At 61.1% G+C, this 24,369-nt stretch carries 25 protein-coding genes and 1 pseudogene; 9 read left to right on the top strand and 17 right to left on the bottom strand.

All coding sequences use genetic code 11. From position 1 onward, the window contains the following. The 12 genes from HKL97_RS00510 to HKL97_RS00455 all read right to left on the bottom strand — a co-directional run. On the bottom strand, positions 1–666 hold a 666-nt coding region (locus tag HKL97_RS00510), incomplete at its 3' end, for a hypothetical protein (RefSeq protein WP_291421783.1). After that, a complete protein-coding gene (locus tag HKL97_RS00505; protein ID WP_291421781.1) occupies positions 656–1,264 on the bottom strand; it encodes a LolA-related protein in 609 nt (202 codons plus the stop codon). The genes HKL97_RS00510 and HKL97_RS00505, both read right to left, overlap by 11 nt. A gap of 1 nt (position 1,265) precedes the next feature. Beyond that, positions 1,266–2,168: a hypothetical protein gene (locus HKL97_RS00500; protein WP_291421779.1), complete on the bottom strand. Its 903-nt coding sequence runs from the start codon at positions 2,166–2,168 to the stop codon at positions 1,266–1,268. Further along, positions 2,165–2,464 (bottom strand): hypothetical protein, encoded by a 300-nt coding sequence (locus tag HKL97_RS00495; protein WP_291421777.1) that lies wholly within the window; start codon positions 2,462–2,464, stop codon positions 2,165–2,167. Before HKL97_RS00495 ends, HKL97_RS00500 begins: the two co-directional genes overlap by 4 nt. Then, entirely contained in the window at positions 2,461–3,804 is a 1,344-nt protein-coding gene (locus HKL97_RS00490) for an AMP-binding protein (RefSeq protein WP_291421775.1), read from the bottom strand. The genes HKL97_RS00495 and HKL97_RS00490 overlap by 4 nt, the downstream gene beginning before the upstream one ends. Beyond that, the gene (locus HKL97_RS00485; RefSeq protein WP_291421773.1) at positions 3,804–4,370 is read right to left on the bottom strand and encodes a hypothetical protein; all 567 of its coding nucleotides are present in this window, start codon (positions 4,368–4,370) and stop codon (positions 3,804–3,806) included. The genes HKL97_RS00490 and HKL97_RS00485 overlap by 1 nt, the downstream gene beginning before the upstream one ends. Beyond that, positions 4,371–4,649 carry a phosphopantetheine-binding protein gene (locus HKL97_RS00480; protein WP_291421771.1) on the bottom strand — a complete coding sequence of 93 codons (279 nt, stop codon included), beginning with the start codon at positions 4,647–4,649 and terminating at the stop codon, positions 4,371–4,373. It abuts the gene before it with no gap. Between the two features lie 341 nt (positions 4,650–4,990). Continuing rightward, positions 4,991–6,697 (bottom strand): D-lactate dehydrogenase, encoded by a 1,707-nt coding sequence (gene dld / locus HKL97_RS00475; protein WP_291421785.1) that lies wholly within the window; start codon positions 6,695–6,697, stop codon positions 4,991–4,993. 59 nt (positions 6,698–6,756) lie between these two features. Beyond that, complete coding sequence (locus tag HKL97_RS00470) at positions 6,757–8,382, bottom strand: L-lactate permease (protein ID WP_291421769.1); 1,626 nt, start codon at positions 8,380–8,382, stop codon at positions 6,757–6,759. Positions 8,383–8,424: 42 nt separating this feature from the next. Then, a complete protein-coding gene (locus HKL97_RS00465; protein ID WP_291421768.1) occupies positions 8,425–9,060 on the bottom strand; it encodes an LUD domain-containing protein in 636 nt (211 codons plus the stop codon). Next, complete coding sequence (locus HKL97_RS00460) at positions 9,057–10,460, bottom strand: lactate utilization protein B (RefSeq protein WP_291421766.1); 1,404 nt, start codon at positions 10,458–10,460, stop codon at positions 9,057–9,059. The genes HKL97_RS00465 and HKL97_RS00460 overlap by 4 nt, the downstream gene beginning before the upstream one ends. Further along, positions 10,457–11,242 carry a (Fe-S)-binding protein gene (locus tag HKL97_RS00455; protein ID WP_291421764.1) on the bottom strand — a complete coding sequence of 262 codons (786 nt, stop codon included), beginning with the start codon at positions 11,240–11,242 and terminating at the stop codon, positions 10,457–10,459. Before HKL97_RS00455 ends, HKL97_RS00460 begins: the two co-directional genes overlap by 4 nt. A gap of 174 nt (positions 11,243–11,416) precedes the next feature. Here HKL97_RS00455 and HKL97_RS00450 point away from each other — a divergent pair, with 174 nt between their 5' ends. Next, positions 11,417–12,199 (top strand): FCD domain-containing protein, encoded by a 783-nt coding sequence (locus tag HKL97_RS00450; protein ID WP_291421762.1) that lies wholly within the window; start codon positions 11,417–11,419, stop codon positions 12,197–12,199. 84 nt (positions 12,200–12,283) lie between these two features. Here HKL97_RS00450 and HKL97_RS00445 read toward each other — a convergent pair whose 3' ends face one another. From HKL97_RS00445 to glpD, 3 genes are all read right to left on the bottom strand, one after another. Next, entirely contained in the window at positions 12,284–13,012 is a 729-nt protein-coding gene (locus HKL97_RS00445; RefSeq protein WP_291421760.1) for an MIP/aquaporin family protein, read from the bottom strand. 82 nt (positions 13,013–13,094) lie between these two features. After that, positions 13,095–14,594: a glycerol kinase GlpK gene (gene glpK, locus HKL97_RS00440; RefSeq protein ID WP_291421758.1), complete on the bottom strand. Its 1,500-nt coding sequence runs from the start codon at positions 14,592–14,594 to the stop codon at positions 13,095–13,097. 33 nt (positions 14,595–14,627) lie between these two features. Further along, positions 14,628–16,115, bottom strand: coding sequence for a glycerol-3-phosphate dehydrogenase (glpD, locus tag HKL97_RS00435; protein WP_291421756.1), 1,488 nt, complete (start codon positions 16,113–16,115; stop codon positions 14,628–14,630). Positions 16,116–16,348: 233 nt separating this feature from the next. Here glpD and HKL97_RS00430 point away from each other — a divergent pair, with 233 nt between their 5' ends. Then, entirely contained in the window at positions 16,349–17,125 is a 777-nt protein-coding gene (locus HKL97_RS00430) for a DeoR/GlpR family DNA-binding transcription regulator (protein ID WP_291421754.1), read from the top strand. Between the two features lie 76 nt (positions 17,126–17,201). Beyond that, positions 17,202–17,357: pseudogene (locus tag HKL97_RS00425) on the top strand (IS5/IS1182 family transposase); the annotation flags it as partial. Here HKL97_RS00425 and HKL97_RS13625 read toward each other — a convergent pair. Both HKL97_RS13625 and HKL97_RS00420 read right to left on the bottom strand, forming a co-directional pair. Next, on the bottom strand, positions 17,330–17,542 hold the full coding sequence (locus HKL97_RS13625) for a transposase DNA-binding-containing protein (protein ID WP_363238116.1): 213 nt from the start codon (positions 17,540–17,542) through the stop codon (positions 17,330–17,332). The pseudogene HKL97_RS00425 and the gene HKL97_RS13625 sit on opposite strands and share 28 nt — an antisense overlap. 69 nt (positions 17,543–17,611) lie before the next feature. Next, positions 17,612–17,776, bottom strand: coding sequence for a hypothetical protein (locus HKL97_RS00420; protein WP_291421787.1), 165 nt, complete (start codon positions 17,774–17,776; stop codon positions 17,612–17,614). Positions 17,777–17,895: 119 nt separating this feature from the next. Here HKL97_RS00420 and HKL97_RS00415 point away from each other — a divergent pair, with 119 nt between their 5' ends. The 6 genes from HKL97_RS00415 (at position 17,896) to HKL97_RS00390 (ending at position 24,148) form a co-directional block, all read left to right on the top strand. After that, positions 17,896–19,731, top strand: a complete 1,836-nt coding sequence (locus tag HKL97_RS00415) for a tetratricopeptide repeat-containing sulfotransferase family protein (RefSeq protein WP_291421752.1) — start codon at positions 17,896–17,898, stop codon at positions 19,729–19,731. A 9-nt stretch (positions 19,732–19,740) separates the two neighbouring features. Continuing rightward, positions 19,741–20,247 carry a DUF3429 domain-containing protein gene (locus tag HKL97_RS00410; protein ID WP_291421749.1) on the top strand — a complete coding sequence of 169 codons (507 nt, stop codon included), beginning with the start codon at positions 19,741–19,743 and terminating at the stop codon, positions 20,245–20,247. Positions 20,248–20,328: 81 nt separating this feature from the next. Continuing rightward, on the top strand, positions 20,329–21,273 hold the full coding sequence (locus HKL97_RS00405; protein ID WP_291421747.1) for a sterol desaturase family protein: 945 nt from the start codon (positions 20,329–20,331) through the stop codon (positions 21,271–21,273). Between the two features lie 14 nt (positions 21,274–21,287). Next, positions 21,288–22,514 carry an argininosuccinate synthase gene (locus tag HKL97_RS00400; RefSeq protein WP_291421744.1) on the top strand — a complete coding sequence of 409 codons (1,227 nt, stop codon included), beginning with the start codon at positions 21,288–21,290 and terminating at the stop codon, positions 22,512–22,514. Between the two features lie 255 nt (positions 22,515–22,769). Beyond that, positions 22,770–23,810, top strand: a complete 1,041-nt coding sequence (recA, locus tag HKL97_RS00395; protein WP_291421742.1) for a recombinase RecA — start codon at positions 22,770–22,772, stop codon at positions 23,808–23,810. Between the two features lie 131 nt (positions 23,811–23,941). After that, positions 23,942–24,148 carry a hypothetical protein gene (locus tag HKL97_RS00390; protein ID WP_291421739.1) on the top strand — a complete coding sequence of 69 codons (207 nt, stop codon included), beginning with the start codon at positions 23,942–23,944 and terminating at the stop codon, positions 24,146–24,148. Positions 24,149–24,369: the final 221 nt, after the last annotated feature.

The following is a 24,369-nucleotide window of genomic DNA, read 5'->3' as shown; positions in this document are numbered from 1 at the left end:
GCCCCGGACTTCGGCACGCGCCGCGGCGAAGGCGGCCCCGATCAGCGCCAGATCGCGCTGCTGCGCGTCGAGATCAAAACCCGGCGCGCTTGTATGAATGAGCAACAGCGCCGCCCGGCCATCCGGTGAGGTCCAGACCCCATTATTGAGCGCGGGCCCGTTTTGGGGGGTGAGCTGGTTCATCAGGTTCAACGCCTCGCCTGTCGGGTCGGCGGGCAGGCTCTGCCCCAGCGCAGGCCCCAGATCCGTCCCCAGCAAGCCAAGATCGCCCAGAAGCGCCGCATGCAGCGAGGCGGTGGTGAAGCGGCCGGGGGTTACATCGTCGCTGAGCAGATAGCGGTTACGCCAGACGAACTCCTGCACCGGCGCCAATGACTGCGCATCGCCGTTCATCACGTCGATGAACGCCGGCTCCCGGCGCAGCGCCACCGCCAGATCCTCGCTGAGCGCTGCGAGGGCCGGGGCGGACGCCCCTTCAACGGAGACCAGCAATATATGCGACGCCGCGCCGCCATCCACCTGCCCGGCCAGAACCTGTTGGGCCAGCGAGGCCGAATGCGGCAGGAAGTCGCCCATCTGGGTGCGGTATGTGCTACGGGCGTCAATAACCCCGCATACGGCGAGCAGAACCAGCCATAAGCCGAGCGCCACCCGGTCAGGGCGCATCGGTCGCGGCCTCGTTGATGGTCATGCTGGAAGTGCTGCCATCAGGGCTGTGCGTATCAATGGTCTCGATGCGGTTCTGGCTGCCGCGAATTTCAATCAACTGCACCAGGCGCGCCAGCTTAGCATCCCTGGGGCGCAGCGCCAGCCGCCAGCCCGCCGCGCTGCCGCTGAGGCGCACGGTATAAAGCTTGGTGAGGGTGGAGGAATCCCCTGCCAGTGTGGCGCGGATCCCTTCAACGAGTCCGCCGATCTGCGGCGCCTCGGCAAGTGCGAACACATGCATCCCGCCAGCAGGGCCGCCGGTCATCGTGATGCGGTTCCCCGCGAGCGTAAAGCTCTCCGGCACCGGCGTGAGCGTGGTCTTGCGCATGTAATCGGGCGCCATGTAAATCAACGTGCCCTGGGCCAGCAGCGGCGCGTTCAGCAACGGCGAGGTCTCGCGCTCGGTGAAGCTCGCCGAGGCAGCCCGCACCTGCGCCATCGCGCGCATCAGCGTGCTCAACCCCCAGGAGGGGGTGGGCGTTTGCGCCATTGCCGCCGGAGCGGTGAGCAGGCCAACGCCGAGCAGAACCGCGCCGAGCAACTGGGGGCGGCGCATATCAGCTCCAGAAATCATAGAAGTTGAACCAGTTAAACGGCGCGTCACGGCAGTATTCCTCAAGCCGCGCGACATAACGGCGCATAATGCCGTCGAGCCAAGCCTGGGGGTCCGCCGGCCTCGCGGTAAGCGCTTCCGCCAGTGTCTCGAAATAAACATCATAAGTCCGCCCACCGCGATAAACCCCGACCATCATCACCACCGGCCGTTGCAACAGCATCGCGACGCGGAACGGTCCTTGTGGAAAGGCGGCTTCCTGGCCCAGAAACGGGTAGCGGACGAGGTCGCGGCCATCGACGTTGCGGTCCGCCAGCACACCTATGAAGTGCCCGCGCTGAAGCCGGTCCGCCACCGTGATCAGCGAGTCCAGCCGCCCAAGCCCTATCACCTCCGCCGCGAGACGCGGGTTGATGGCCGCCAGCGCGGCACGTATTTTCCGGGCGTTCTCCTCATACATCAGCAGGCTGATCGGCCGGTCCTGCCGGCGCCGGCCCACCGCGCGGGCCACCTCGAAACTGCCGAAATGCGCGCCGAACAGCATGCAGCCGCGCCCCTCCTGCTCGATGGCGCGCACAATCTCCTCGCCATGCACGCGGATCTCAAACCAGCCGCCCTGCTCGTTGAGAAGAAACACGCGGTCCAGGACGCAGGAGGCAAAAGTGAGAAAATGGCGGAAGACATCCCCACGGCGCGGGGCGCGGCCCAGTACGCGGGCAAGATAACCGCGCGAGGCCTTGCTGGCCGCCGGTGAGGACAAAAAGAAATAGAGGCAAACCGGGTAGAGAAAGAACCGAGCGGCGCGGCGCCCGAGGCGCAACGCGATCCAGACGCAGAATTTGATGACCCATGACGAGCCGCGCTCGCGCCTGTTCACCCATTCGCGGGCTCGGGCCGCGCCGCTCACCAAACCCCTCCGGCACATTCAAGGGTCCCCGCCAGAGCCACCCCCTCCGCCAGCCTGCACTCGAAGCGGAACAGAGTTTCACCCGCGGGCCGCCAGCACAGTTCAACGCGCGCCCCATGGCGGACGGGGCGCAGAAATTTCGCGGCGCGGATGACAACGCCTCCCTCCCCCGCGATGGCGGCCACCACCGCATCCAGCAGCAGCGCGCCAGGGACAATCGGGTTGCCCGGAAAATGCCCCGCAGCACTCGGGTGGCCGGCGGGGATGCAAAGTTCCCGCGTCTGCCAGCCGGTCATGGTGCCCGGCCAAGCAGGCGCAGCAGTTCCGCGCGCGGCAGTTTACCAAGGGCATTACGCGGCAAGGCCTCCACCAGCACCAGCGGACGCGGAAGAAATGCGGGGTCGATCCGGCCGCGCAGGGTACGCAAAATGGTCTCCGGCGTCACCCCAGGCGCCACCGCCAGCGCTGCCAGGCGCGGCACCGGACCGGGCCGGGCGTCGTCCATCACGAACACACCATCCTGCACACCCGCAATGGAGAGAAGCTGCTGGTTAAGGTAGGCGAGCGAGGTTCGCTTGCCAGCAATATTCACAAGCTCGGCGGCGCGCGCGCCCAGCCGGAAATGCCCCGGCCCGCACAGCTCGATCGCGTCCTGCAAGGGCGCGGTTCCCTCCACGGCCGGGCCGCTCGCCCAACTGCCGGCATCGTCCTGGTCGAGCCTGACCCCCTCGAAGCAATGCCAATCCATCTCCTGCACGGGCCGCCGCGACGCCACCTGCCCCGCCTCGGTACAGCCATAGATCTCGATGAGCGGCGCGCCGAAACAGTCCTCGGCGGCGGCAGCAAGCGCACCGGGCAGTGGCGCTGTCGCCGAAAGAATGAGATCCACCGGCGGCATGCCCTCGGGTGCGGCCACCAGGGCGCGCAGATGCACCGGCGTCGTCACCAATATGCGCGGGCGCGGGGTTCGCTCCAGAGTGGCCCGGATGTCAGCCGGATAGAGCGGGGTGCTGGCCTCCACCGCGAAGCCATGCTGGAGCGCCAGCAGGATGATGGATTCCAGCCCGTAGCTGTGTTGATGCGGCACAGTGCCGACGAGGGTGGCGCCGCGCAGGGCGCCAGCGTTCAGCCGCGCCCCGGCACCGCGGGCACTGTGGACGAGTGCCCGCCAGGATTTCGGCACCCGTTTGGGCTGACCGGTTGAGCCGGAGGTGAACTGGATAACCGCCGGTTGGCCTGCTGGTATCGCAGCGCAAACGGCAGACCCCGCCGCGCCGCCGAGATCCTCCGGATAGACGAAACCGGGCAGCGGCGCGACTGCCCCATCCGTCAGCGCGTACAGCGCCGGGTAATCAGCGGCCAGCGCGCGCAGCACCTCCGGCACATTCGCCGAGGGCATCAGGCTTACCTGCCCCCGGCAGAGCGCCGCGGCGAAGCCGGCCATGAAGCGGTAGCGGTCCGCACACAAATTGACGATATAGCGCCGCTCCGGCAGCCGCGCAGCAAGAGCGGCAACATCGCGCAAAAACTGCGCCGCATCCAATACCTGCCCGCCGCGCCGGGCGGCAATACCCGCCGGCTCATGGCGCATGATGAGCAAACCATCCTCCACCGCCGGAACAGACAGGCTGTTCATCAGGCTTTCGGCCCGGCCGGCCGCGTGCGCGCTGCGCGCATGGAGTCGGAAACCATGTTGAAGATCATGGCCAAGGAATGCCTGGGCGGATGGCGCAAGCAGCGCAGCCGGACGGCGTATTCCGCGGCGAACATCGTCACGACCAGCGGAATATCGAGGATGTTCACAAAAAATGACCAGACCACCAACGGCGCGAAGCAAAACAGGGTAACCGAGAGCATCAACTGCGTCGCGAAGAAGACCGACCAGGCAATGGTGACATTGCGCGTGTAAGCGGCCAGTTCGTCATCCGCCTCACCATGCAGACGGCGCGCCATGCCGGTTATAAGCGGCTCATGCCCCCGGCGCAGGGTAAGGCCGAATGTTGCGAGAAGACTTGCATAGAGCCCCCAGTGCATTACCGCCGCCGCCATCACAAAACCGATCTTGAACAGCGATGCGAAGCTCGCCCTGGGCATCAGCGGGATGGATGACGTTTCAATAATTGTCAGATGGAACAAAATTGGAACAACGGCGATGGCCAGAAACGCCAGCAACGGCGACCGGGCAGCTGGCACGGCCCGCATTTACGAGCCTCGACGATCCTGGATGAACTTGCTGAGGCTGCGCAGGGACTGAAAAATCTGCATATTGTTTTCATCGTCCGCCCGCAGCTTCACGCCAAAGCGCTGCGACACAACAAGGGCGATCTCCAGCATATCGATCGAATCAAGCCCCAGCCCCTCGCCATAGAGCGGAGCTTCAGGGTCGATCTGCCCGCTCACGACATCAAGGTTCAGCGTCTCAACGATCAGGCTGGCAAGCTCGGCTTCGTCAAACGTCTGGGTTGCAGCGCCCATATTCATACGGTCAGCGCCCTGCTGGCCATCTGCTGCGTCGAATATTTCTGAGACGCAGGGGCGGCAACGCGTTCTTCCATAGCTATGTCCACAAGCAACCTTTCCAATATCACAAAAACTTTAGCAGATCATCCCGGCGTTGCAAACCGACGGCGCTTGCCGCGCCCGGCAAGCCAACACCCGCGCCGCACCTACAGGTTGCCGCCACGGGCTCCAGCGGCCCGGTTTCCGCTGAAACGGTATGCAACAACGTTCGCGCCGGCGCCAACTGGGGTGCGGCGCTGCGGCAACCATCGGCTGCCTGCCATGCAGCCGCGGGCACGCCGCACGGGCTTATATGGTTGCGATCATCCCCAGCATACGCGCTTGGAGGTATGGCCGATCCCCGGGTTAAAGCAATTGCATGGGTCAAGCGCCTTATAGTGTTTCACGAGCGCCGGCTTTGCCTCATATAAATGCCCGACATTATGCTCCGCCGGATATTGCGCCCCGCGTCCATCAAGAATTTTCAGCATCTCATGTTCGAGCGCCAACATGTCCACGCCCTTGCGCACGATATAGTCCTGATGAAAAACATGACAGAAAAAATGGCCATAATAGAGCTTGTGCAAAATTTTTTCTTCAAGCGCAGCGGGCAGCGTCTCAAACCAGTCCCGCTCGTTACGCGCCAGGGCAATGTCCAGGGCGGCGATATCCTCAACATCCCGGCGATGCACCACGCGATAGCGGATCGCCGCGCCGGCGGCAGCAAACCTATGCAGAAACGCTTTTTTTCCTTCCTCGGGCGTGCATTCAAAAAATGCTCCGGCCGCCGAGGGGAAAATCCGGGACAGATAGTCGCGCGCCTGCGCAATTCCATCACCCGATACCTTCAGCATCAAATGATGTTCAAACTGATCGCGATAGGCCCTTAACCTTGACGGAAGATGCGCGGGAAACAATTTCCCGGCAAACTGCATCAGCCTGTCGCTTAAGTCTTTGGGCGGGAATTTCAACCGCGCGGTGAGCGCATCAAACCGCGCCTTCATCGCAAATAACCCCGGCAGCCGGTCTGTTCCCAGGTACTGAATCGCGAGAAACATATCCTTGCCGTATCCGGCTGCAATATCGAAGGCATCGCGATGCATATATTCCGCGGCGATGGGAAGGCTGCTGAACTCTGCCAGCATATGCCGCCGCAGCGCGGTCAGCTCGGCGGCCTTGTTCGTGCCAATGTAGAAAACCGCGCTCTGCGCCTCCATCTCAAACGTATCGATCCGCACGGCAAAGAGCATGATCTTGCCGGCGCTGCCGGAGGCCTCGAACAACCGTTGCGGGTCCGCGTTGAAGCGTGCGGGCGTGGCAGCGTCTATATCGCGCACATATTGCGCATAGCCATGGTCGGAAGCGGCAAGTGCGGACTCCTGTTCGATATCCGCCGCCTCAAAATTCCCCGCTTCCAGCCTTTCCAGAATCGTTTCTGGATCGCTTCCAAGCCGCACGCCGAGATGGTTAACAAGCTGGACATGCCCCTGTGCATTTACTTGCGCAAATAAGGCCAGCTGCGTAAACGCCGGGCCGCGGCGAATGAGCGCACCGCCGGAATTATTGCAAATTCCGCCAAAAACCGAAGCGCCGATGCACGAGGAGCCGATTACCGAATGAGGTTCGCGCCCCAGCGGACGCAGCATTTTCTCAAGCTGAAAAAGTGTTGCCCCCGGCAGGCAGATAACCTGCCGCCCCTCATGAATGAGATGCACCTTGGCCATGCGCATCGTGCTGATGATGACGATCTCGCGATCATAATCGCTGCCATCTGGCGTCGAGCCACCGGTAAGCCCAGTGTTTGCTGCCTGCATGATGACGATTTTGCCCGCTGCGATACAGAGGTTGAGCACCCGCCATTGCTCGACCAGGCTCCCAGGCCGGATTACCGCCAGTACCGGCCCGCCGCCACAGCGAAAGCCGGTGCGATAGCGCTCTGTGCTTTGCGCGCTGGTCAGCACATGTCCTCGTCCCACGGTTTTCTGAAGCTGCTGGATCAGTTTTTCATTATTCCCAGACAATTTCTTAATCCTTCATGGATTGGCATCATGCCTCCCTGCCCGGGCAAGGAGGCATGCGCGTTAAGGCGTTAGTGCAGGGTGTTCACAACCGGGATAATCCAGGGGACCAGGAATTGCTCAACAATTACCAGCCCGGCCAGCAGCAACGTCAACACGATGCTGTGGATGAAGGTGCGTGCGAAAACCTTACCCTCCTGACCAACCATACCGGTGACTGATACGCCGGTCGCGATATTCTGCGGCGAGATCATTTTCCCCATGACGCCGCCTGAGGAGTTGGTGGCTGCAAAGAGAACCGGGTTGAGGTGAAGCTGCTGAGCAGCAACCACCTGCAAGTTACCAAACAACGCATTGCCGGAGGTATCGCTGCCTGAGAGCATGACAGCGATCCAGCCAAGAAAGGGCGAGAGCAACACAAACAAGCGCCCGCTTGATGCCACGCCGGCACCGAGCGTGTAGGCAAGACCGGAATAGTTCATCAAATAGGCAAGACCGATGATGAGCATAACGGTAACCACTGCGACCCAGACCTGCCGGGCCGTTTGGCGTATGCAGCCCAGGAACGCCAGCGGCGAGAGACCAACGAGCAAGGCCGTGACCACTGCTGAAAGAAGGATCGCAGTGCCTGTGCCCAATGGCTGAAAGACCCAGAGCGCTGCGTAAGGCTTGCCCTGATACAGCGTTATCGAAATCGCCTTGTCGAGGCCAGGCCAGGCAATCACGCGCTGGCCTACCAGCGCCACTTTATAGGCCGTCCAGGCTATGACGGTTATGGTAACAACAACCCAGGGAAGCCACCCTTGCCAGGGCGCCACATGGCCGCCGCCGGCACGTTCGGCCGCCAACGTGGTTTCCGTGATCGCGAATTGCGCGTCGGGCTCCGGGCGCCATACTTGGAGAAACAACAGCGTGAAGATCAGCGACCCCAGCGAAGAGAGCACATCTGTCAGCGCATAGTCGATATAATTTGAGGCCAAGAACTGCGAAATTGCAAAACTTCCACCCGCTACCAGCAACAATGGCCAGAGTGACTTGATCGAGCGAAAGCCGCCGTAAATGGCCATGACATAGAAGGGAAGGATGAGCGCGATGATGGGAAGTTGCCGCCCAATCATCTGGGCCAGCGCGGTCGCGGGAAGGCTCGTTACCGCGCCCAGCACGGTCACCGGAACGCCAAGCGCGCCGAAGGCCACCGGGGCGGTATTGAAGATCAACCCAAACACCAGCGCCTCCAGCGGCGCGAAGCCAACCAGGATCAGCAACGAACTGGTGATGGCAACCGGCGTGCCAAAGCCTGCAATACCTTCCAGCAATGCGCCGAAACAAAAGCCGATCACCACCAGGACAACGCGGCGGTCATTGGGCAAATGCGTGATCACCCATTTTCTGAACGCCTCGAAACGCCCCGATTTTACCGCGACATTATAGAGCAGCAGCGCATTGACCACGATCCACATCACCGGCGAGAGAGCAAAGGTGGCGCCGTCAGCCACGGCGTCCAGAGCAAGACCTGCCGGCATTTTCCAAACTAAGATCGCAATGACAAGAGCGGCGATCAGCCCCGCGAGCGAAGCCTGCCAGGCCGGGCGGCGTAAAATGCCAAGTAGTACCAGCACTGTTGCGACAGGCAGTACCGCCACCAGAAAGGACAGTCCAAGACTGCCCCCCACGGGGGTTAACAATTGCGCAAACATTTCCTATCCTTTTCTGTTTTGAACGATTTTTTCCGGGCGTTATTACGCATTACCTATGAGCACGGCATGCAGCCAGCCCGGCCCATGCGCACCGCGTACCAGCGTGCCTTCAATATCAGTTGTTCCACTGGCTCCGGTGATGAGGTTGACGTTGCGCGGCTGCGCGCAACCCGCAAAGGCATCGGCATAATCCTCAAGCCAGGGCCATATCTGGCTGGCGCGGACCGCGACGATATGATGCAGCGGCAGAAAGCAAAAAAGCGTTGGTGAAACCGAACTGGAATGAAATACCAGCGATCCTGTTTCAGCAATACCACCCAGCGCGAGGCCAACTGCGGCCGGCTCATCCGTCGCAATATGCTCATGCGTCGCAATTCCGCTCCAATCAAGCGCCTGCAAATCCGGGTGCGGCTGCAGGGCCAGAGCAGGGGCAAGCTGATGCGCGGCCAAATAGCGCCGCACGGCATCTGGAAAATCCTGCATCGTTGCAACCCGCTCAGCCGTTGCAGCAACGCCGGGGGAGCGCAACCGTTCGATAAACACTTCATCCGCGGGGCCGTTCACGCGGTCCGGCCTGCACGCGCCCGCCCGCAGGCGTTGCGCCTGTGCCGCGATGGTGGCGGGGTTTCCAGGCACCTTGCCGATCGCTTTTAAAATCTCGGTCCTGGCGTCATTCATTTTTTGAATCTCCTGCGATACTGAGCCAGAAAGGTTCCGCCCGAGGGGCTTGGCATATCCCGGTGCGCGGTCCATCCGCCTGCCATCGGCATCCGGGAAATCCAGCCGCCGCGGGAAAATAGCGGCATGATCCGCAGCCCAAGATTCCCGGCGAATTCATAGAGCCGGGGCCGCATTGCCATAAATCGCCAGAGTACGAGCGCCCAGCGTACCGTTGCCGGCTCGAAGCCGCGTTGCCAGGATTTTTCCCGCCAGCCGCGCAGCAAGGTTGGCAACGGAATCGCCACCGGACATACCTCCTGGCATTGCCCGTTCAACGTGCAGGCGCGAGGCAGGTCTTGCGCCTGTTCTAGACCATCGAGCACCGGCGTCAGCACCGAACCCATCGGCCCCGGATAGGTGGCCCCATACGCATGCCCGCCAATCTGGCGGTACACCACGCAATGATTAAGGCAGGCGCCGCAACGAATGCAACGCAACATCTCAGCCAGCCCCTCGTTCAACATCCGCGTGCGCCCCGCGTCAACCAATACGACATGAAACTCATCGGGCCCGTCGCGGTCTTCCGCCCGCTTCGGTCCGTTGTGAAACGTCGTGTATTGCGTCAATTCCGCGCCGGTGGCGGAACGCACGAGCAACCGCAACATCGCCATCGCATGGGCCGTGCTGGGCACCAGTTTTTCAATCCCGGCAGTCACAATATGAATCCGCGGCGGGGTTGTTGTGAGTTCCGCATTGCCTTCATTGGTGACGGTGCAGACAGCGCCGGTATCGGCAATTAGAAAATTCGCGCCTGAAATACCTACATCCGCGGCCATGAATTTCTCTCGCAACTGCCGCCGCGCACTTGCAACCATCGCCTCTACTGTGGCCATGGCGCCGGGGTCCCGGTGGTGGGCGCGGAACAGTTCGGCTACCTGCTCACGGGTTTTATGCAGTGCCGGCCATACGATATGCGAGGGCGGATCACCCGCGAGCTGGATAATATGCTCAGCCAGATCAGTTTCCACACGCTCCAGCCCGGCGGCTTCCAGCGCATGGGGCAGCCCTATCTCCTCGCCCAGCATGGACTTTGCCCGCGTCACGGATTTTGCCTTGGCCTTGCGGCAAATATCCACCACAATCTGGCATGCCTCCTCGCCGCTGCGCGCCCAATGCACCTTGGTTCCGGCGGCAACCGCATTTTTCTCGAACTCTACCAGATAATGCGCGAGATTCTCGATCACATGGTCTTTGATGTCGCGCCCCAGCGCGCGCGCCGCGGGAAATTCAGGCCAGGCGGCCATGGCAGCGGCACGTTTTGTGCGGGCCGTGCCAGTTGTACGCTCAATGGCAACTTTGAGCGTTGGATTGGCCAACGCCGCAGCCACGCGGGTATTAAAATCTGGCGTGTGGCTCATGGTATTTCACCAATGGCCGGGGCATCGCCCATGCCGGCAAGAATTTCCGCGGCATGGAACGCCCGCACATCCGCGCCACGCCGGTGCAGCTTGCCCGCCATATTCAGCAGGCACCCCAAGTCCCCTCCCAGCAGCAACGCCGCGCCACTTGCCTCAACCGCCACCGCCTTCTCATCGACGATGGCATTCGAAATCGCCGGATATTTCACGCAAAATGTTCCACCAAAACCGCAACAGGTTTCTTCGCCCTCCAGCTTGCGCAATGTGAGGTCCTTCACCGCCGCCAACAATTTGCGCGGCTGCGCCTTCACGCCAAGTTCGCGCAGCCCGCTGCAACTATCATGATAAGTGGCGCTCGCCTCCAGGCTGATACCTTCAGGCAACCATCCGCGGATGTCAGCCAGATAACTCAGCAGCTCATGCGTGCGCGCGGCGAGGTTGCGCGCACGCGCGGCCCAGGCCGGGTCTTGCGCCAGCAATTCAGGGTAATGCAGCCTGATCGTCGCCGCGCAAGAGCCCGAAGGCACCACGACATGGTCGAAAGGCTCCAGCATTTCGATATTGCGCCGGGCGATCTGGCGCGTTCCTTCGGTATCGCCCGAATTGAGCGCGGGCTGACCGCAACAGGTCTGAGCTTGCGGCACATCCACCCGGCACCCCGCCTGTTCCAGCAACGCTAGCGCCGCAAAACCGACGGCTGGGCGCATGGCATTCACCAGACAGGTCGCGAACAGCGCGACATGGGGTAGAGAATTTTCAGCCGGACGGATTTCGAGTGTCACGTTTTGCTCCAAGCCCGCGCACTTTGGCGCGGTTCACTGCCTTAACTTCACGGACACCTAACATTACCAATTATGTTTTGGCAAGATAATTTTACCAATAAAATTTTGGCCTATAATGTTTGCTTTTCTCCGCCCTGGTTTATGTTAAAGAAGCCGCTAGATAAGGAGGGTGCCATGTCACAGCAAATCCGGCCGGTTCCCTTGGCGAATGCCATTGCGGAGCGGCTCCAGACCATGATCCTCGAAGGCGTGCTCCGCCCCGGCGAGAAGCTTCTGCCGGAGCGCGAATTGGCCGAGACACTGGGCGTTTCGCGGCCGTCGCTGCGCCAGGCGTTGAATCTGCTCGAGGATAAAGGGCTGCTCGTTACCCAGAAATCGGGCACCATGGTCTCGCGTTTCCTGAAAGAGCTGGTTGATCCGCTGGCCGAACTCCTGGCCGACGACCAACGCGTGGCGGCTGATTATTTTGAATTTCGCCGCTCAGTCGAATCGCACGCCTCGGGCCTGGCGGCCTTGCGCGCCACCGAACCTGACCGCAAGGCGATCCGTGACTGTCTTGAGCGCATGCGCGCCGCCCATGGCATTGACGATACGACCCTGGAAGCCAATTGCGATGTTGAATTGCACGGGCTGGTTTATGAGGCCGCGCACAACGTCCTGCTTCTGCATGTTATGCGGGTGCTGGGGGACTTGCTGCGCAAGGGCGTATTCTACAATCGCGAACAGCTTTACCGCCGGCCCGGCGTACGCGACACTTTGCTTGAACAGCATATCGCCATTGGCGAGGCTGTACTGAGCGGCGACGCCAAAGCCGCCGAAAAAGCTGCCGCCGCGCATATTAATTTCACATATTCGACCATCGAGGATATTCGCCGCGATGAGATGCGCATGGCGACCTCGCTGCGGCGGATCGACCGGAAAGATCTGGTGGCGGACCCTTCGTCCACGAGTCGCTGACCAAAGTGCGATGACTTCAAATTAGCCAGCAAAGCAACGGCAGGGGACGCATTTGGTGAGGCAATGCGTCCGCTTTTGCAGCGATCAGATACCAAAAGCCGCCAGCACGACACCTGCAAGCGCGCCGCCGACCAGCGGCCCTACTACAGGGATTGGCGCGTAGGACCAATCTGCCGAGCCTTTACCCGCAATCGGCAACAATGCGTGCGCGATACGCGGCCCCAGGTCACGGGCGGGGTTGATGGCATAACCTGTGGTGCCGCCCAGCGAGAGGCCAATGCCCCAGACCAGCGATCCCACCAGATACGGCCCGACGCCGCCGGCAACACCGTTCGCGGAAGCTGTTTTCGAAAAAATGGCTCCCACAACGAATACCAGGACAAAAGTTCCTATGACTTCGCTCAGAAGATTGGCAGCGGTATTGCGGATGGCTGGAGCCGTGCAGAAGCAGGCGAGTTTCAAGCCGCGATCTTCAGTTGCCCGCCAATGCGGCAGGAAATGCAACCACACCAGCGTGGCACCGATGAACGCGCCCGCAAAATCTCCCGCCAAGACGATCGGCAACTTACTCCATCCACCATGGTCAACCATCAAACCAACTGCGACGGCAGGGTTGAGATAGGCCGCCGGGCTACCGGTGGCGGCGGCTACGAACACCCCGCACATCACCGCGAAAGCCCAGCCGGCAGTAATCACGATCCAGCCTGAATTGTGGCCTTTTGAATTTGTTAGAAGTACACAGGCGACAACTCCATTTCCCAGCAAAATCAGGGTGGCGGTGCCGAGCAACTCGCCCCAAAAAATTGAACCCATAATGCGTGTCCTTTAAATTGATTTGTTTTGTATTTGGACGTCGAAAAATGCCGGCGTCAGCGCCGCCGGCGGCGCTTTGGGTTTAGTCCACCCAATCAAAGGCGCGCTGGACGGCTTTGCCCCAGGATTTGTAGTAATGTGCCCGGCGCGACTCATCGAGCTTGGGCTGCCAGCTTTTGTCGGCATGCCAGTTGGCACGCAGATCTTCGGTATTCTGCCAATAGCCCGTGGCAAGGCCGGCGGCATAGGCGGCGCCGAGAGCTGTCGTCTCGGTAACGCTTGGACGGATGACAGGCACGTCGAGGATATCCGCCTGGAATTGCATGAGCAGTTCGTTGGCGACCATGCCGCCATCGGTCTTCAGACTTGTCAGCTTGATGCCGCTGTCGGTCTCCATGGCTTCGACCACGTCGCGCGTCTGATAGGCTGTGGCTTCGAGCGCGGCGCGCGCCAGGTGTGCGCGCGTTGCGAAGCGGGTAAGACCGGCGATGACCCCACGCGCCGATTCTTTCCAGTAAGGCGCGTACAGCCCCGAGAAGGCCGGTACGATATAGACATCACCATTATCCTCGACGCTGCGAGCAAGAGGCTCAATCTGCGCGGCCACGTCGAAAAGCTTGAGATTGTCGCGCAGCCATTGCACCAGCGCGCCGGTGATGGCGATGGCGCCTTCCAGCGCGTAACGGGGTTTTTCACCCTCGAACTGATAGGCAAGCGTGGTGAGCAGCCCTGCTTTTGATTGCACCGGCTCCGTGCCTGTATTCATCAGCATGAAACAGCCGGTACCGTAGGTGTTCTTGGCCTCTCCGGGCGCGAAGCAGGTTTGTCCAACCAGCGCGGCTTGCTGATCTCCCAAAATCCCCGCCAGTTTTGCCCCTCGCAACGTAGCGGTTCGAATTTCACCGTAGACTGTCGACGACGGCAGAATTTTCGGCAGGCAGGCGCGGGGGATATCAAAATCACGCAACATGTCATCATCCCAATCGCAAGTCGCGAGATTCATGAGCTGCGTGCGGCTGGCATTGGTCACATCGGTAATATGCACCCCCTCACTGGGGCCGCCGGTGAGGTTCCAGGCGAGCCAGCTATCAATGGTGCCAAACATTGCCTCCCCATTGGCGGCTTTGCTGCGAGCCCCGGGCACCTGGTCGAGTAGCCAGCGTAATTTGAGACCCGAGAAATAGCTGGCCAGCGGCAGGCCGGTTTTGGCGCGGAAGCGGTTCTGGCCCCCCTCACGCGCATATTCGGCGACCAATTGGTCAACGCGGGTATCTTGCCATACCAGGGCGTTGTGAAGGGGCTGTCCGGTCGCCCGGTCCCAGAGCAGCGTGGTCTCCCGCTGGTTGGTGATCCCGACTGCCGCCAGATCGGCAGCCGTGAGTCCGGCGCGGGCCAATGCCGCGCCGATGACCTCGTTGGTGTTGTTTAGAATTTCCATCGGATCATGTTCGACCCAGCCCGGCTTGGGATAGATCTGCCGATGCTCCTTCTGGGCGACAGAGACGATGTTACCTGATTTGTCGAACACGATAAAGCGTGAACTCGTGGTGCCCTGGTCGATGGCACCGACATACTTGGTCATTGTTTCGTTTCCTCGTTGTTTTTTGGTTAAGTCTCAAATGGTGGCTGGTATTTCCTTCAAGAACGCCGTCAGCCGTTCGGCGGTTCCTGCTGGCACGTGGAGCCCCATGCGTGAACGCCGCCAGAGGATATCCTCCGCGGTACGTCCCCATTCATGGTTGGCAAGATAGGTGGCTTCCGCTTCAGTGATGCCACCGCCCAGATCGCGCCCCATGCCGGCACCGGCAAAGCGCTCGGCGCGCGTGCCATACGCCCGCACGAGACGCCGTGCGAGACGCGGTTCAAGAGTTGGAAAGCGTTTCTGGAATTCCGCGAAATATCCGGAGAAATCGGTAAAATCTCCGCCCGGCAACGGGGCTCCTCCGGTCCAAGAGGCGCAGACGGGGCGGCCCAGCACGGGCAAGAGCTTTTCCAGCGCATGCTCGGCCAGCTTACGTGAAGTCGTGATCTTGCCTCCGAACACGGAAAGCAGCGGCGGCGTGGCCCCGTCATGCGTTAGATCGAGCACATAATCGCGTGTCACGGCTTTGGCATCCGCGGCCTGGTCATCAAACAGCGGACGCACCCCGGCATAGGACCAGACGACATCGTCCGGCGAGATGCTGGCGCGGAAATAGCGGTTGACGCTCTCGCACAAATAGCCGGTTTCTTCGGCGCTGATGGCCACGCCCGCCGGATCTCCCGAGAACGGCACATCCGTGGTGCCTATGAGTGAAAAATCCCGCTCATAGGGGATCACAAAGACAATCCGCCCGTCGGGATTTTGCAGGATGAAGGCATTTTCACCCTTATAGAGCCTGCGCGTGACGATATGGCTGCCCTTGATGAGCCGGGCATGGGCCGAGGCGTTGCGCCCGAGCCGAGCGCCCAGAACCTCGCTCACCCAGGGGCCGGTCGCATTCACCAAGGCGCGGGCGGTAATGGGGCCAGCCTCGGTTTGGGCATGCCACAGCCCGCCTTCGGGCCGGGCGGCCTGCAGGGCACAGCGTGTGTGGATGACGGCACCGCGTTCTGCGGCATCCAGGGCGTTGAGTACGACGAGGCGCGAATCCTCAACCCAGCAATCGGCATAGGTGAAGCCGCGCCGGAATTCGGGACGCAGGACGGCACCCGCCGGATGCGTGGCAAAGGAAATTCCCCGCGAGGCCGGCAGACTCTTGCGGCGGGCGAGATGATCATAAAGAAACAAGCCCATGCGGATCATCCAGGCCGGGCGCAGGTGGCGAGCATGGGGCAGGACGAATTCAAGCGGCCAGATGATGTGCGGCGCGATTGCGAGCAATGTCTCGCGTTCGATCAACGCTTCGCGAACCAACCGGAACTCATAATATTCAAGATAACGCAGCCCACCGTGGATGAGTTTCGTGCTCGCCGACGAGGTGTGCTGCGCCAGGTCGTGCTGTTCGATCAGCGTCACGGAAAGCCCGCGCCCTGCCGCGTCGCGGGCGATGGCTGCGCCATTTATACCGCCACCGACGATCAACAGGTCGCAGATGGATGGGGAGGGGGTCGAGTGGCTCACGTTGGTGCTTCCCTTGCCTGCTTTATAGCTTTGCGGCTCGCTAACACCGATAAACGAGCCTTAAAATTTTCGCAACCGAAAAATAATAACTATTTTTTGATCTACTTCGCGCACACACAAATTTTTAGGTTCGCATTGCAACGCAATGTGAAAACATGCTGCACCGCAGCACGTTTGTGCGTTGGCGGCGCGGGGCAAGCGTGTCTAAAGTGGAGAAAACAGATGGAGGCAGCATGTTGTCTGAGAAACAAAGCAATGAAGAGCGGCATGGCGGCATCGTGGAACTGGTGGCCAAGCGCGGCTTCCTGACCATTGAGGCACTGGCGCAGCATTTTGGGGTAACGGTGCAAACCATCCGGCGGGATGTGAACGTGCTCGCTTCCGAAGGTAGGTTGTCGCGTTACCGCGGCGGGGCGGGGCTGGCGTCTTCGATTGAGAATATCGAATATGAGCGTCGTCAGGTGGTCAACCTCAATGCAAAGCAACGGATCGCCGCGAAAGTGGCCCAGGATGTCCCGGCCAACGCTTCACTCTTCATCAATATCGGCACAACCACCGAACAGGCGGCCCGTGCATTGCTTTTGCATCAAAACCTGCGGGTCATTACCAACAATCTCAACGTGGCGAAAATCATGAGTGAAAATCCGCATTGCTCGATCGTGATGGCGGGCGGCAAGCTCCGTAACCGCGACGGTGCCGTGACCGGGCTGCCGGCCGTGCAAATGTTTGAACAGTTCCGCGCGGATATAGGCATTATCGGCATTTCTGGCATTGACAAGGACGGGGGACTTTTCGATTTCGACCTCGATGAAGTTCTGTGTACCCAGGCCATCCTGCGCAATTCACGGCGCGTCTTCCTGCTGGCAGACCACTCCAAATTTGGCCGCCCCGCGCTCGTAAAAGTAGGTACCTTTGCCCAGATCTCCGCGCTCTACACGGACACGCCTCCCCCCGAACACATCTCGACCCTGCTCAATGAAGTCGGGGCGGCACTTGAGATTTCCGGTTAGGGAACCTCTGCATAAGTTTCTGATTCCCTTATCAATTTGATTTTTGTAAAATGCACCCGCAGTGATGGGGGCGGCTTTGAAGCAAACGACATTTTCGACGGCTGGATTTGATCGGTACGCGAAGACGACGAAGCGCGCGGCATTTTTGGCTGAGATGGATGCAGTGGTCCCGTGGGCAGCGCTCTTCGGCCTGGTTGAGCCGTTTTATCCGAAGGGCGAGACCGGCCGCCGGACTTTCGGTGTCGGAGGGAAGCCAAATGGCCTAGCTACTCGACCACGACCGGCAAGCGGTATGCTGTCGCCCATCGACCCTTCGATTTGCTGCGTCAGCATGCAAAGACGCTTCCTCAACCTCTCGTCGCCAAAATCGCACCCTGCGAACTCGCCATCAAACCAACTCGCGCCACTCCCGTCCATCCCACACCGCTCCCGAATCGGAGCCAGTGACAGAATCACAGGGGATTCGAGCCGCGCAATAGCCAGTTTTTACCAAAAGTTATGGGTAAAAGAAAGCAGCCCGCAACGGTTACGTTCGGTGTAGCGGCTGACCATCGCGAGGCTCTTATGGCCGGTGATGGCGGCGGTCTTGCGCGAGGCGCGCTCAGCCGGCTGCTCCTGGACAGCTTCCCATGCCGCGCGTGGAATGATCACCGGGACTTCAACCGCGATCCGCTCGGCCTGCGGGCGGTTGGCAGACTCGCGTACAGTGCCTGTGCGCCGTTTTTGTTGGCGCTCTAGTCGCCTCGCCGCCTCCTCGTTACACTCCTTTTATGGTTGATTTCACCCCCTGCCCTTGCGGCTCCGGCCTGCGGCGGTTCCGCTGCTGCGGACTTGATCTCTCAACGCTAAGCCCGCCCGAGGCTGCCAATGCGCTCGTACCGATGCTCGCCCAGGCGGACGCGGCGCTGAAGGCCGGGGACATCACCACCGCCGAACTCAACGTACGGCACATGCTGGAACTCGCCCCGGGGCGCGAGGACGCGCTGCTGTTTCTCTACCGGCTCTCGCGCCAGCAAAACCGCATGGAGGCGGCCGAGGCGCTGATCCGCCGCGTGGTCGCCATCAACCCGAACAATTTCGGCGCGACCAACGAACTGACCCTGATGCTGCTGGGCAAGGGCGCGCTGGCGGAAGCTGAAATCCACGCCCGCAACGCCATCCGCATCGCCCCGCAGAACGCGCAGGCGCATAATCTCATGGGGCTGGTGCTAACCGAGGCCAACCGGCCGCTGATCGGCGAATACCATTACCGCCGGGTGCTGGAGCTGGCCGAGACGGAGGAGCCGATCACGCTTGCCAACCTCGCCTGGAATTTGAAGAACCAGGGGCGAATCGACGAGGCGCGGGCGCTGTACCGGCGCTCGATGGAGCTGAAGCCCGATGTGCTGCAAACCGTGCTGGGCTTCGCCAAGATGGAGGAGGCCGACCGAAAGTTTGATGCGGCGCTGGAATTGCTCGACGAGGCCGAGCGCCTGCTGCCCGGCAATCCCAGCGTGCAGCTTACCCGCGCCACCGTGCTCGCCCGCCAAAAGAAGACCGAGGCCGCGCTGGCGATTTTGCACGAGCCAGAGGAGGGCACCGAAGCCGCGCCGAAACTGCGGCTTGGCCCGGCTGAGCTCTCGGAGAAGGGCCGCCTGCTGGACCAGCTTGGCCGATATGACGAAGCTTTCGCCGCGTTTGACTCCGCCAAGAAGCGCGCAATGGCGCATGGCGCCCGGCCCTATATGGCGGAAGCGGCCAATGAGCTCGCCGGCCGGTTAAAGGGGTTTTTCAGCGCCCGGCGCTTGAAAACCCTGCCGGTGGCCGAGCTTCGCCGCGATTTCCCGCAGCCGGTGTTCATCGTCGGCTTTCCGCGCTCGGGCACCACGCTGATCGAGCAGACGCTGACCGTGCATCCGCGCATCTCGGCCGGCGATGAGTTGCCCTATATCAACGACATCACGCAGATCATGCCGCGGCTGCTGGCCAGCCCGCTAAACTACCCGGACGCACTGGCCGAGCTTTGGATGGGCGACCAGCGCGAGGGCCTGAACGAGCTGCGCGACTATTACCTGAACCGCGCCGCCAAGAGCGGTATCTTCAAGGAGGGCGCGGATTTTTTCACCGACAAGATGCCGCTGAATGAGACGCATCTCGGCCTCATCGCGCTGCTGTTTCCGCAATCGCCGATCATCCATGTGATCCGCCACCCGCTGGACGTGCTGCTATCAGTCTACTCCAACCACCTTACGCACGGGTTTTTCTGCGCGGCGGCAATGGAGAGCATCGCGCAGCACTACAACCTGGTCGCCGAGCTGATCGCGCACTACCGCCAGAATGTGAACATGCGCTACCTGCCTGTGCGCTATGAGGACATGGTGGTGGACCAGGAGGCGAATGTGCGGAAGATGCTGGCGTTCATCGGCGTGGATTTCGACCCGCGCTGCCTGAGCTTCGAGCAGAACACCCGCTACGCCCGCACCGCGAGCTACGCGCAGGTGACGGAGAAACTCTATGACAGGTCACGCTACCGCTACCGGCCGTATCTGGCGCATCTGGAGCCGGTGCTGGAGAGCCTTCGCCCGGTCATTGATCGGCTGGGTTACGTCATCGACAAGCCGGAATAAGGAGCCAACATGTTCAAACAACCATTTAGCGTGGCCGTCCTCATCACCCTGGCGGGGGCCGTTCCGTTTTTGGCGCTCGGCGCCGTGGTGCTGCTGGACCCGCTGGGGTCTAAAACCGCGATCGAGGTGCTGATAAGCTATGGAGCGGTCATCCTCTCCTTCACCGGGGCGGTGCATTGGGGCTTTGCCCTGCGCGATAGCGCGCATCCGGTAAACGGCGCGCCACTCACCCCGGCGGCGCTGGGCTCGGAGCGGCAGCTGCTCATCTTCGGCATCGTCCCCGCGGTCATCGGCTGGCTGGCGCTCTCGGTCATGCTGCATTTCCAGGCGCCGGCGCTGGCGCTGTTCCTGCTGCTGGCGGGCTTTTTTACCACCATCGTGGTGGAGACGATGGGCCGGGGGCGCGGGGTGGTCGCGGGTAATTATCTGGCCCTGCGCTGGGTGGTCTCCATCATCGTGCTGCTGGTGCTGGTCAGCGTGCTGGCAACCGTGCTGACCGGCATGCGCGTGGGCTGACATGCCCGCCGCACTGGGGAAGCACCTCGCAAACCGGAGCGGAACCGGCTATCAGTAAGCCCTGTGAGTTAAGGCCATATCATGGGTATCGACCGGTTTTTCAGCATCATCGCGGGCGGCATCGACCAGTATGCGATCCTGCCCGTTCTCTATCGTTTCGGCTGGATGGAATGGGGGGATCTCTCCTTCGACTGGGCGCTGGTGTGCGTCTACGGCATGTTCGCGGTGATCGTGACCTACGCGATCTGCTGGCCGCTGGAGCATCTGTTCCCCATTGAACACTGGGACAACAAAAAGGCCGTGGCGGTGGACGTGTTCTACACCTTCGTCTCGCGGGTGGGCGTGATCCCTGTCGTCAGCTTTCTGATGTTCTATCAGGTGCAGACATGGTTTTCGGGCATGCTGGTGAGTGCGGGGTATATTCCGCCAACGCTCGAGACGATGTTCCCCGTGCTGTTTGGCCATCCGCTGGCCGCCTTTTTGTGCTACGCACTGATCCTGGATCTGGCCGACTATTGGCGCCACCGGCTCTCGCACAGCTTCCGCGCCTGGTATGCGCTGCATGCGCTGCACCATGCGCAGCGGCAAATGAGCTTCTGGTCGGATGACCGCAACCATGTGCTCGATGATATGATCTCCTTCTTCTGGTTCTTCGCCATCGGGCTGGCGATCGGCATTCCGCCGCTGCAGTTCCCGCTGCTGATCCTGCTGTTGCGGTTTATTGAGAGTTTTTCGCACGCCAATATCAAGGTCTCGTTCGGGCCGCTGGAATATGTTCTGGTCTCGCCGCGCTTCCACCGGCTGCACCACGCCCTGCGCGCGGCCGGGCGCTCCTCGTTCAACTATGGCGGGGTGTTCACACTTTGGGACATTATTTTCCGCACCGCTGATTTCTCGCCGGTGTGGATGCCCACCGGCGACGCCAGAGCGCCCGAGAAACTGGCCACCGGCACTTATCTGGAGCAGCAACTCACAGGGGTGAGGATGTTCATCGCGGCCCTGCTTGGCAGACGAGCCCCAAGTTAATACAAGGCGTCCTCATGGAACATAAAGTCAAAAAAGTTGTGCTCGCCTACTCCGGCGGGCTGGATACCTCGGTCATTCTGCGCTGGTTGCAAAACACCTATGAGTGCGAGGTGGTGACCTTTACCGCCGATCTCGGCCAGGGCGAGGAGCTGGAGCCGGCCCGCGCCAAGGCCGAGATGTTTGGCATCAAGCAGATATTCATCGAGGATCTGCGCGAAACCTTCGTGAAGGATTTCGTCTTCCCGATGTTCCGCGCCAATGCGGTGTATGAGGGCCAGTATCTGCTCGGCACCTCCATTGCCCGCCCGCTCATCGCGCAACGGCAGATCGAAATCGCCGAGATGGTCGGCGCGGATGCGGTGGCGCATGGCGCGACCGGCAAAGGCAACGACCAGGTGCGCTTCGAGCTTGGCTATTACGCGCTGAACCCTAATATCCGCGTGATCGCCCCCTGGCGGGAATGGGACCTCACCTCGCGCACCCGGCTGATCGAATACGCCGAGGCCAACCAGATCCCCATCACCAAGGACAAGCGCGGCGAAGCGCCGTTCTCGGTGGATGCCAATTTGCTGCACTCATCCTCGGAGGGGAAGATCCTCGAAGATCCCGCCGTGGAACCGGAGGAGGTTGTGTATCAGCGCACCATCAGCCCGATGGATGCGCCCGACCAGACCACCGAAATCTCCATCGGCTTCGCCAATGGCGACGCTGTGGAACTAAACGGCGAGCAACTCTCGCCGGCCACCATCCTCACGCGCCTGAACGCCTACGGCAAGGCCAATGGCATCGGCCGGCTGGACCTGGTGGAGAACCGCTTCGTCGGCATGAAGTCGCGCGGGGTGTATGAGACGCCGGGCGGGACGATCTTGTTGCAGGCGCACCGGGCCATCGAGTCCATCACGCTCGACCGCGAGGCCGGGCATTTGAAGGACAGCATCATGCCCCGCTATGCGGAGCTGATCTATAACGGCTTCTGGTTCTCGCCCGAACGGCGGATGCTGCAGGCGCTGATCGACACGTCGCAAGCCTCGGTCACCGGCACGGTGCGGCTAAAGCTCTACAAGGGCAATGTGATCGTCATCGGGCGCGAAAGCCCGTATTCGCTCTATTCAACGCGGATGGTGACATTCGAGGACGATGCCGGCGCCTATAATCAGCAGGACGCCGCCGGTTTCATCAAGCTGAACTCGCTGCGCCTGCGGCTGGGGGCGGCGATCGGCCGGCGCGGCGGCAGCCTGTAGAGAGGAAAACTTTGATCCGCCGGTTCGAATAAACCGAATAGAGAGCTTCTGGTCGGCGGAACACAAAGAGAACGAAAAGTTAATTTTAATGTTGCTATTTTGTTCTACCCCTGGCAACCTGCGTTTCAGATCTTCATTTTGGCATTCCAAGGAAAACACGCTATGGTTGCACCCGCGTCAGGACCAAAACGCCGTTTGACGGCAGTCGATTCGGTGTCGGACGCTGGGGAAGCAGCAATGACCAGGAAGCCGGACATGGAAAAAAACAAGGCGTTGGACGCCGCCATGGCGCAGATCGAGCGGGCCTTCGGCAAGGGCTCCATCATGCGCATGGGGGCCAAGGGCACTGGCGAGGCGATTGATGTCATCCCCTCCGGCTCGCTCGGGCTCGATCTGGCGCTGGGAATCGGCGGGCTGCCGCGCGGTCGCGTGATCGAGATTTACGGGCCGGAAAGCTCCGGCAAGACCACGCTGGCGCTGCATGCCATCGCCGAGGCGCAGAAGCGCGGCGGCACCTGCGCCTTTATCGACGCGGAACACGCACTGGACCCCACCTATGCGCGCAAGCTGGGGGTTGATGTCGACAATCTGCTGATCTCCCAGCCCGATACCGGTGAGCAGGGGCTGGAGATCGCCGATACGCTGGTGCGCTCGGGTTCCATCGATGTTCTGGTGATCGACTCGGTGGCAGCACTGGTGCCGCGCGCCGAGCTTGAGGGGGAGATGGGCGACAGCCACGTCGGCCTGCACGCACGCCTGATGAGCCAGGCGCTGCGCAAGATCACCGGTTCGGTCTCGCGCAGCAACACCATGCTGATCTTCCTCAACCAGATCCGCCTGAAAATCGGCGTGATGTTCGGCAACCCGGAAACGACGACGGGCGGCAATGCGCTGAAGTTCTATGCCTCAATCCGCATGGAGATCCGGCGCACTGGCTCTATCAAGGACCGCGAGGAAGTGACCGGCAACCACACGCGCGTGAAGGTTGTGAAAAACAAGCTGGCGCCGCCATTCCGGCAGGTGGAATTCGACATCATGTTCGGCGAGGGCATCAGCAAAATGGGCGAGCTGGTGGACCTGGGCGTGAAAGCCGGGGTGGTGGAGAAATCCGGCGCCTGGTTCAGTTACGACAGCACGCGAATCGGCCAGGGACGCGAGAACGCCAAGCAATTCTTGCGCGAGAACCCGAAGATGGCGGATGCTATCGAGAAGAAAATCCGCGAGCAGGCGGTGGTGATTTCGGAGGCCCTGCTCGTCGCCGATACAGGTGATGGCGAGAGCGACACCCCGGATTAAACCAGAGCCTGATTGGTTTAAGTGCGATCAGGCTCTGGCCATTTTCTGAGGGCGATTCATGCTTCCGGCTCGCTCGGTTGAGCGAACCTCAAACGATCGCGATTGGAGAGCGGGCCTGATCGCCAGCAGCGATGCTGCTGGCAAGTCAGCTGCCTTCGCAGGCATATAGCGATGAATATTCTTTATTTTTTCTGGGCACCCGGCGTATGATGGGTGCGGCAACAGGCGGAAAAACGCCCACGGGCCAGAGGAAATTTAAGGAATATGTGCCATGGTTATGGCAGGACATTCGCGGCATGATCGAGACCCCCTTGGGGGTTGGACTTGCCTTGCGGTAGGTGTTGGGTATGTTGCCGTATTTACCCTTTGCCTTGTTCTGGTGCTTAACCTCACGCACTGAGCATCGTCCGCAGCTTCAAGCCTTATCTCTCTAGCCTGATCGCTTTACGCGCAATCAGGTCTAGTGGGACACGTCATTGAAAATGCCGTGTCCCACTAGTGTCCTGCCCCTGAAGTCCGCTGCATCTCGCCGCGGACGGAAGGGACAAGCAGGCCACTG

Source organism: Acidocella sp., assembly GCF_013044125.1.
Lineage (GTDB): Bacteria > Pseudomonadota > Alphaproteobacteria > Acetobacterales > Acetobacteraceae > Acidocella.
This window is presented reverse-complemented; position numbering and strand designations above follow the sequence as displayed.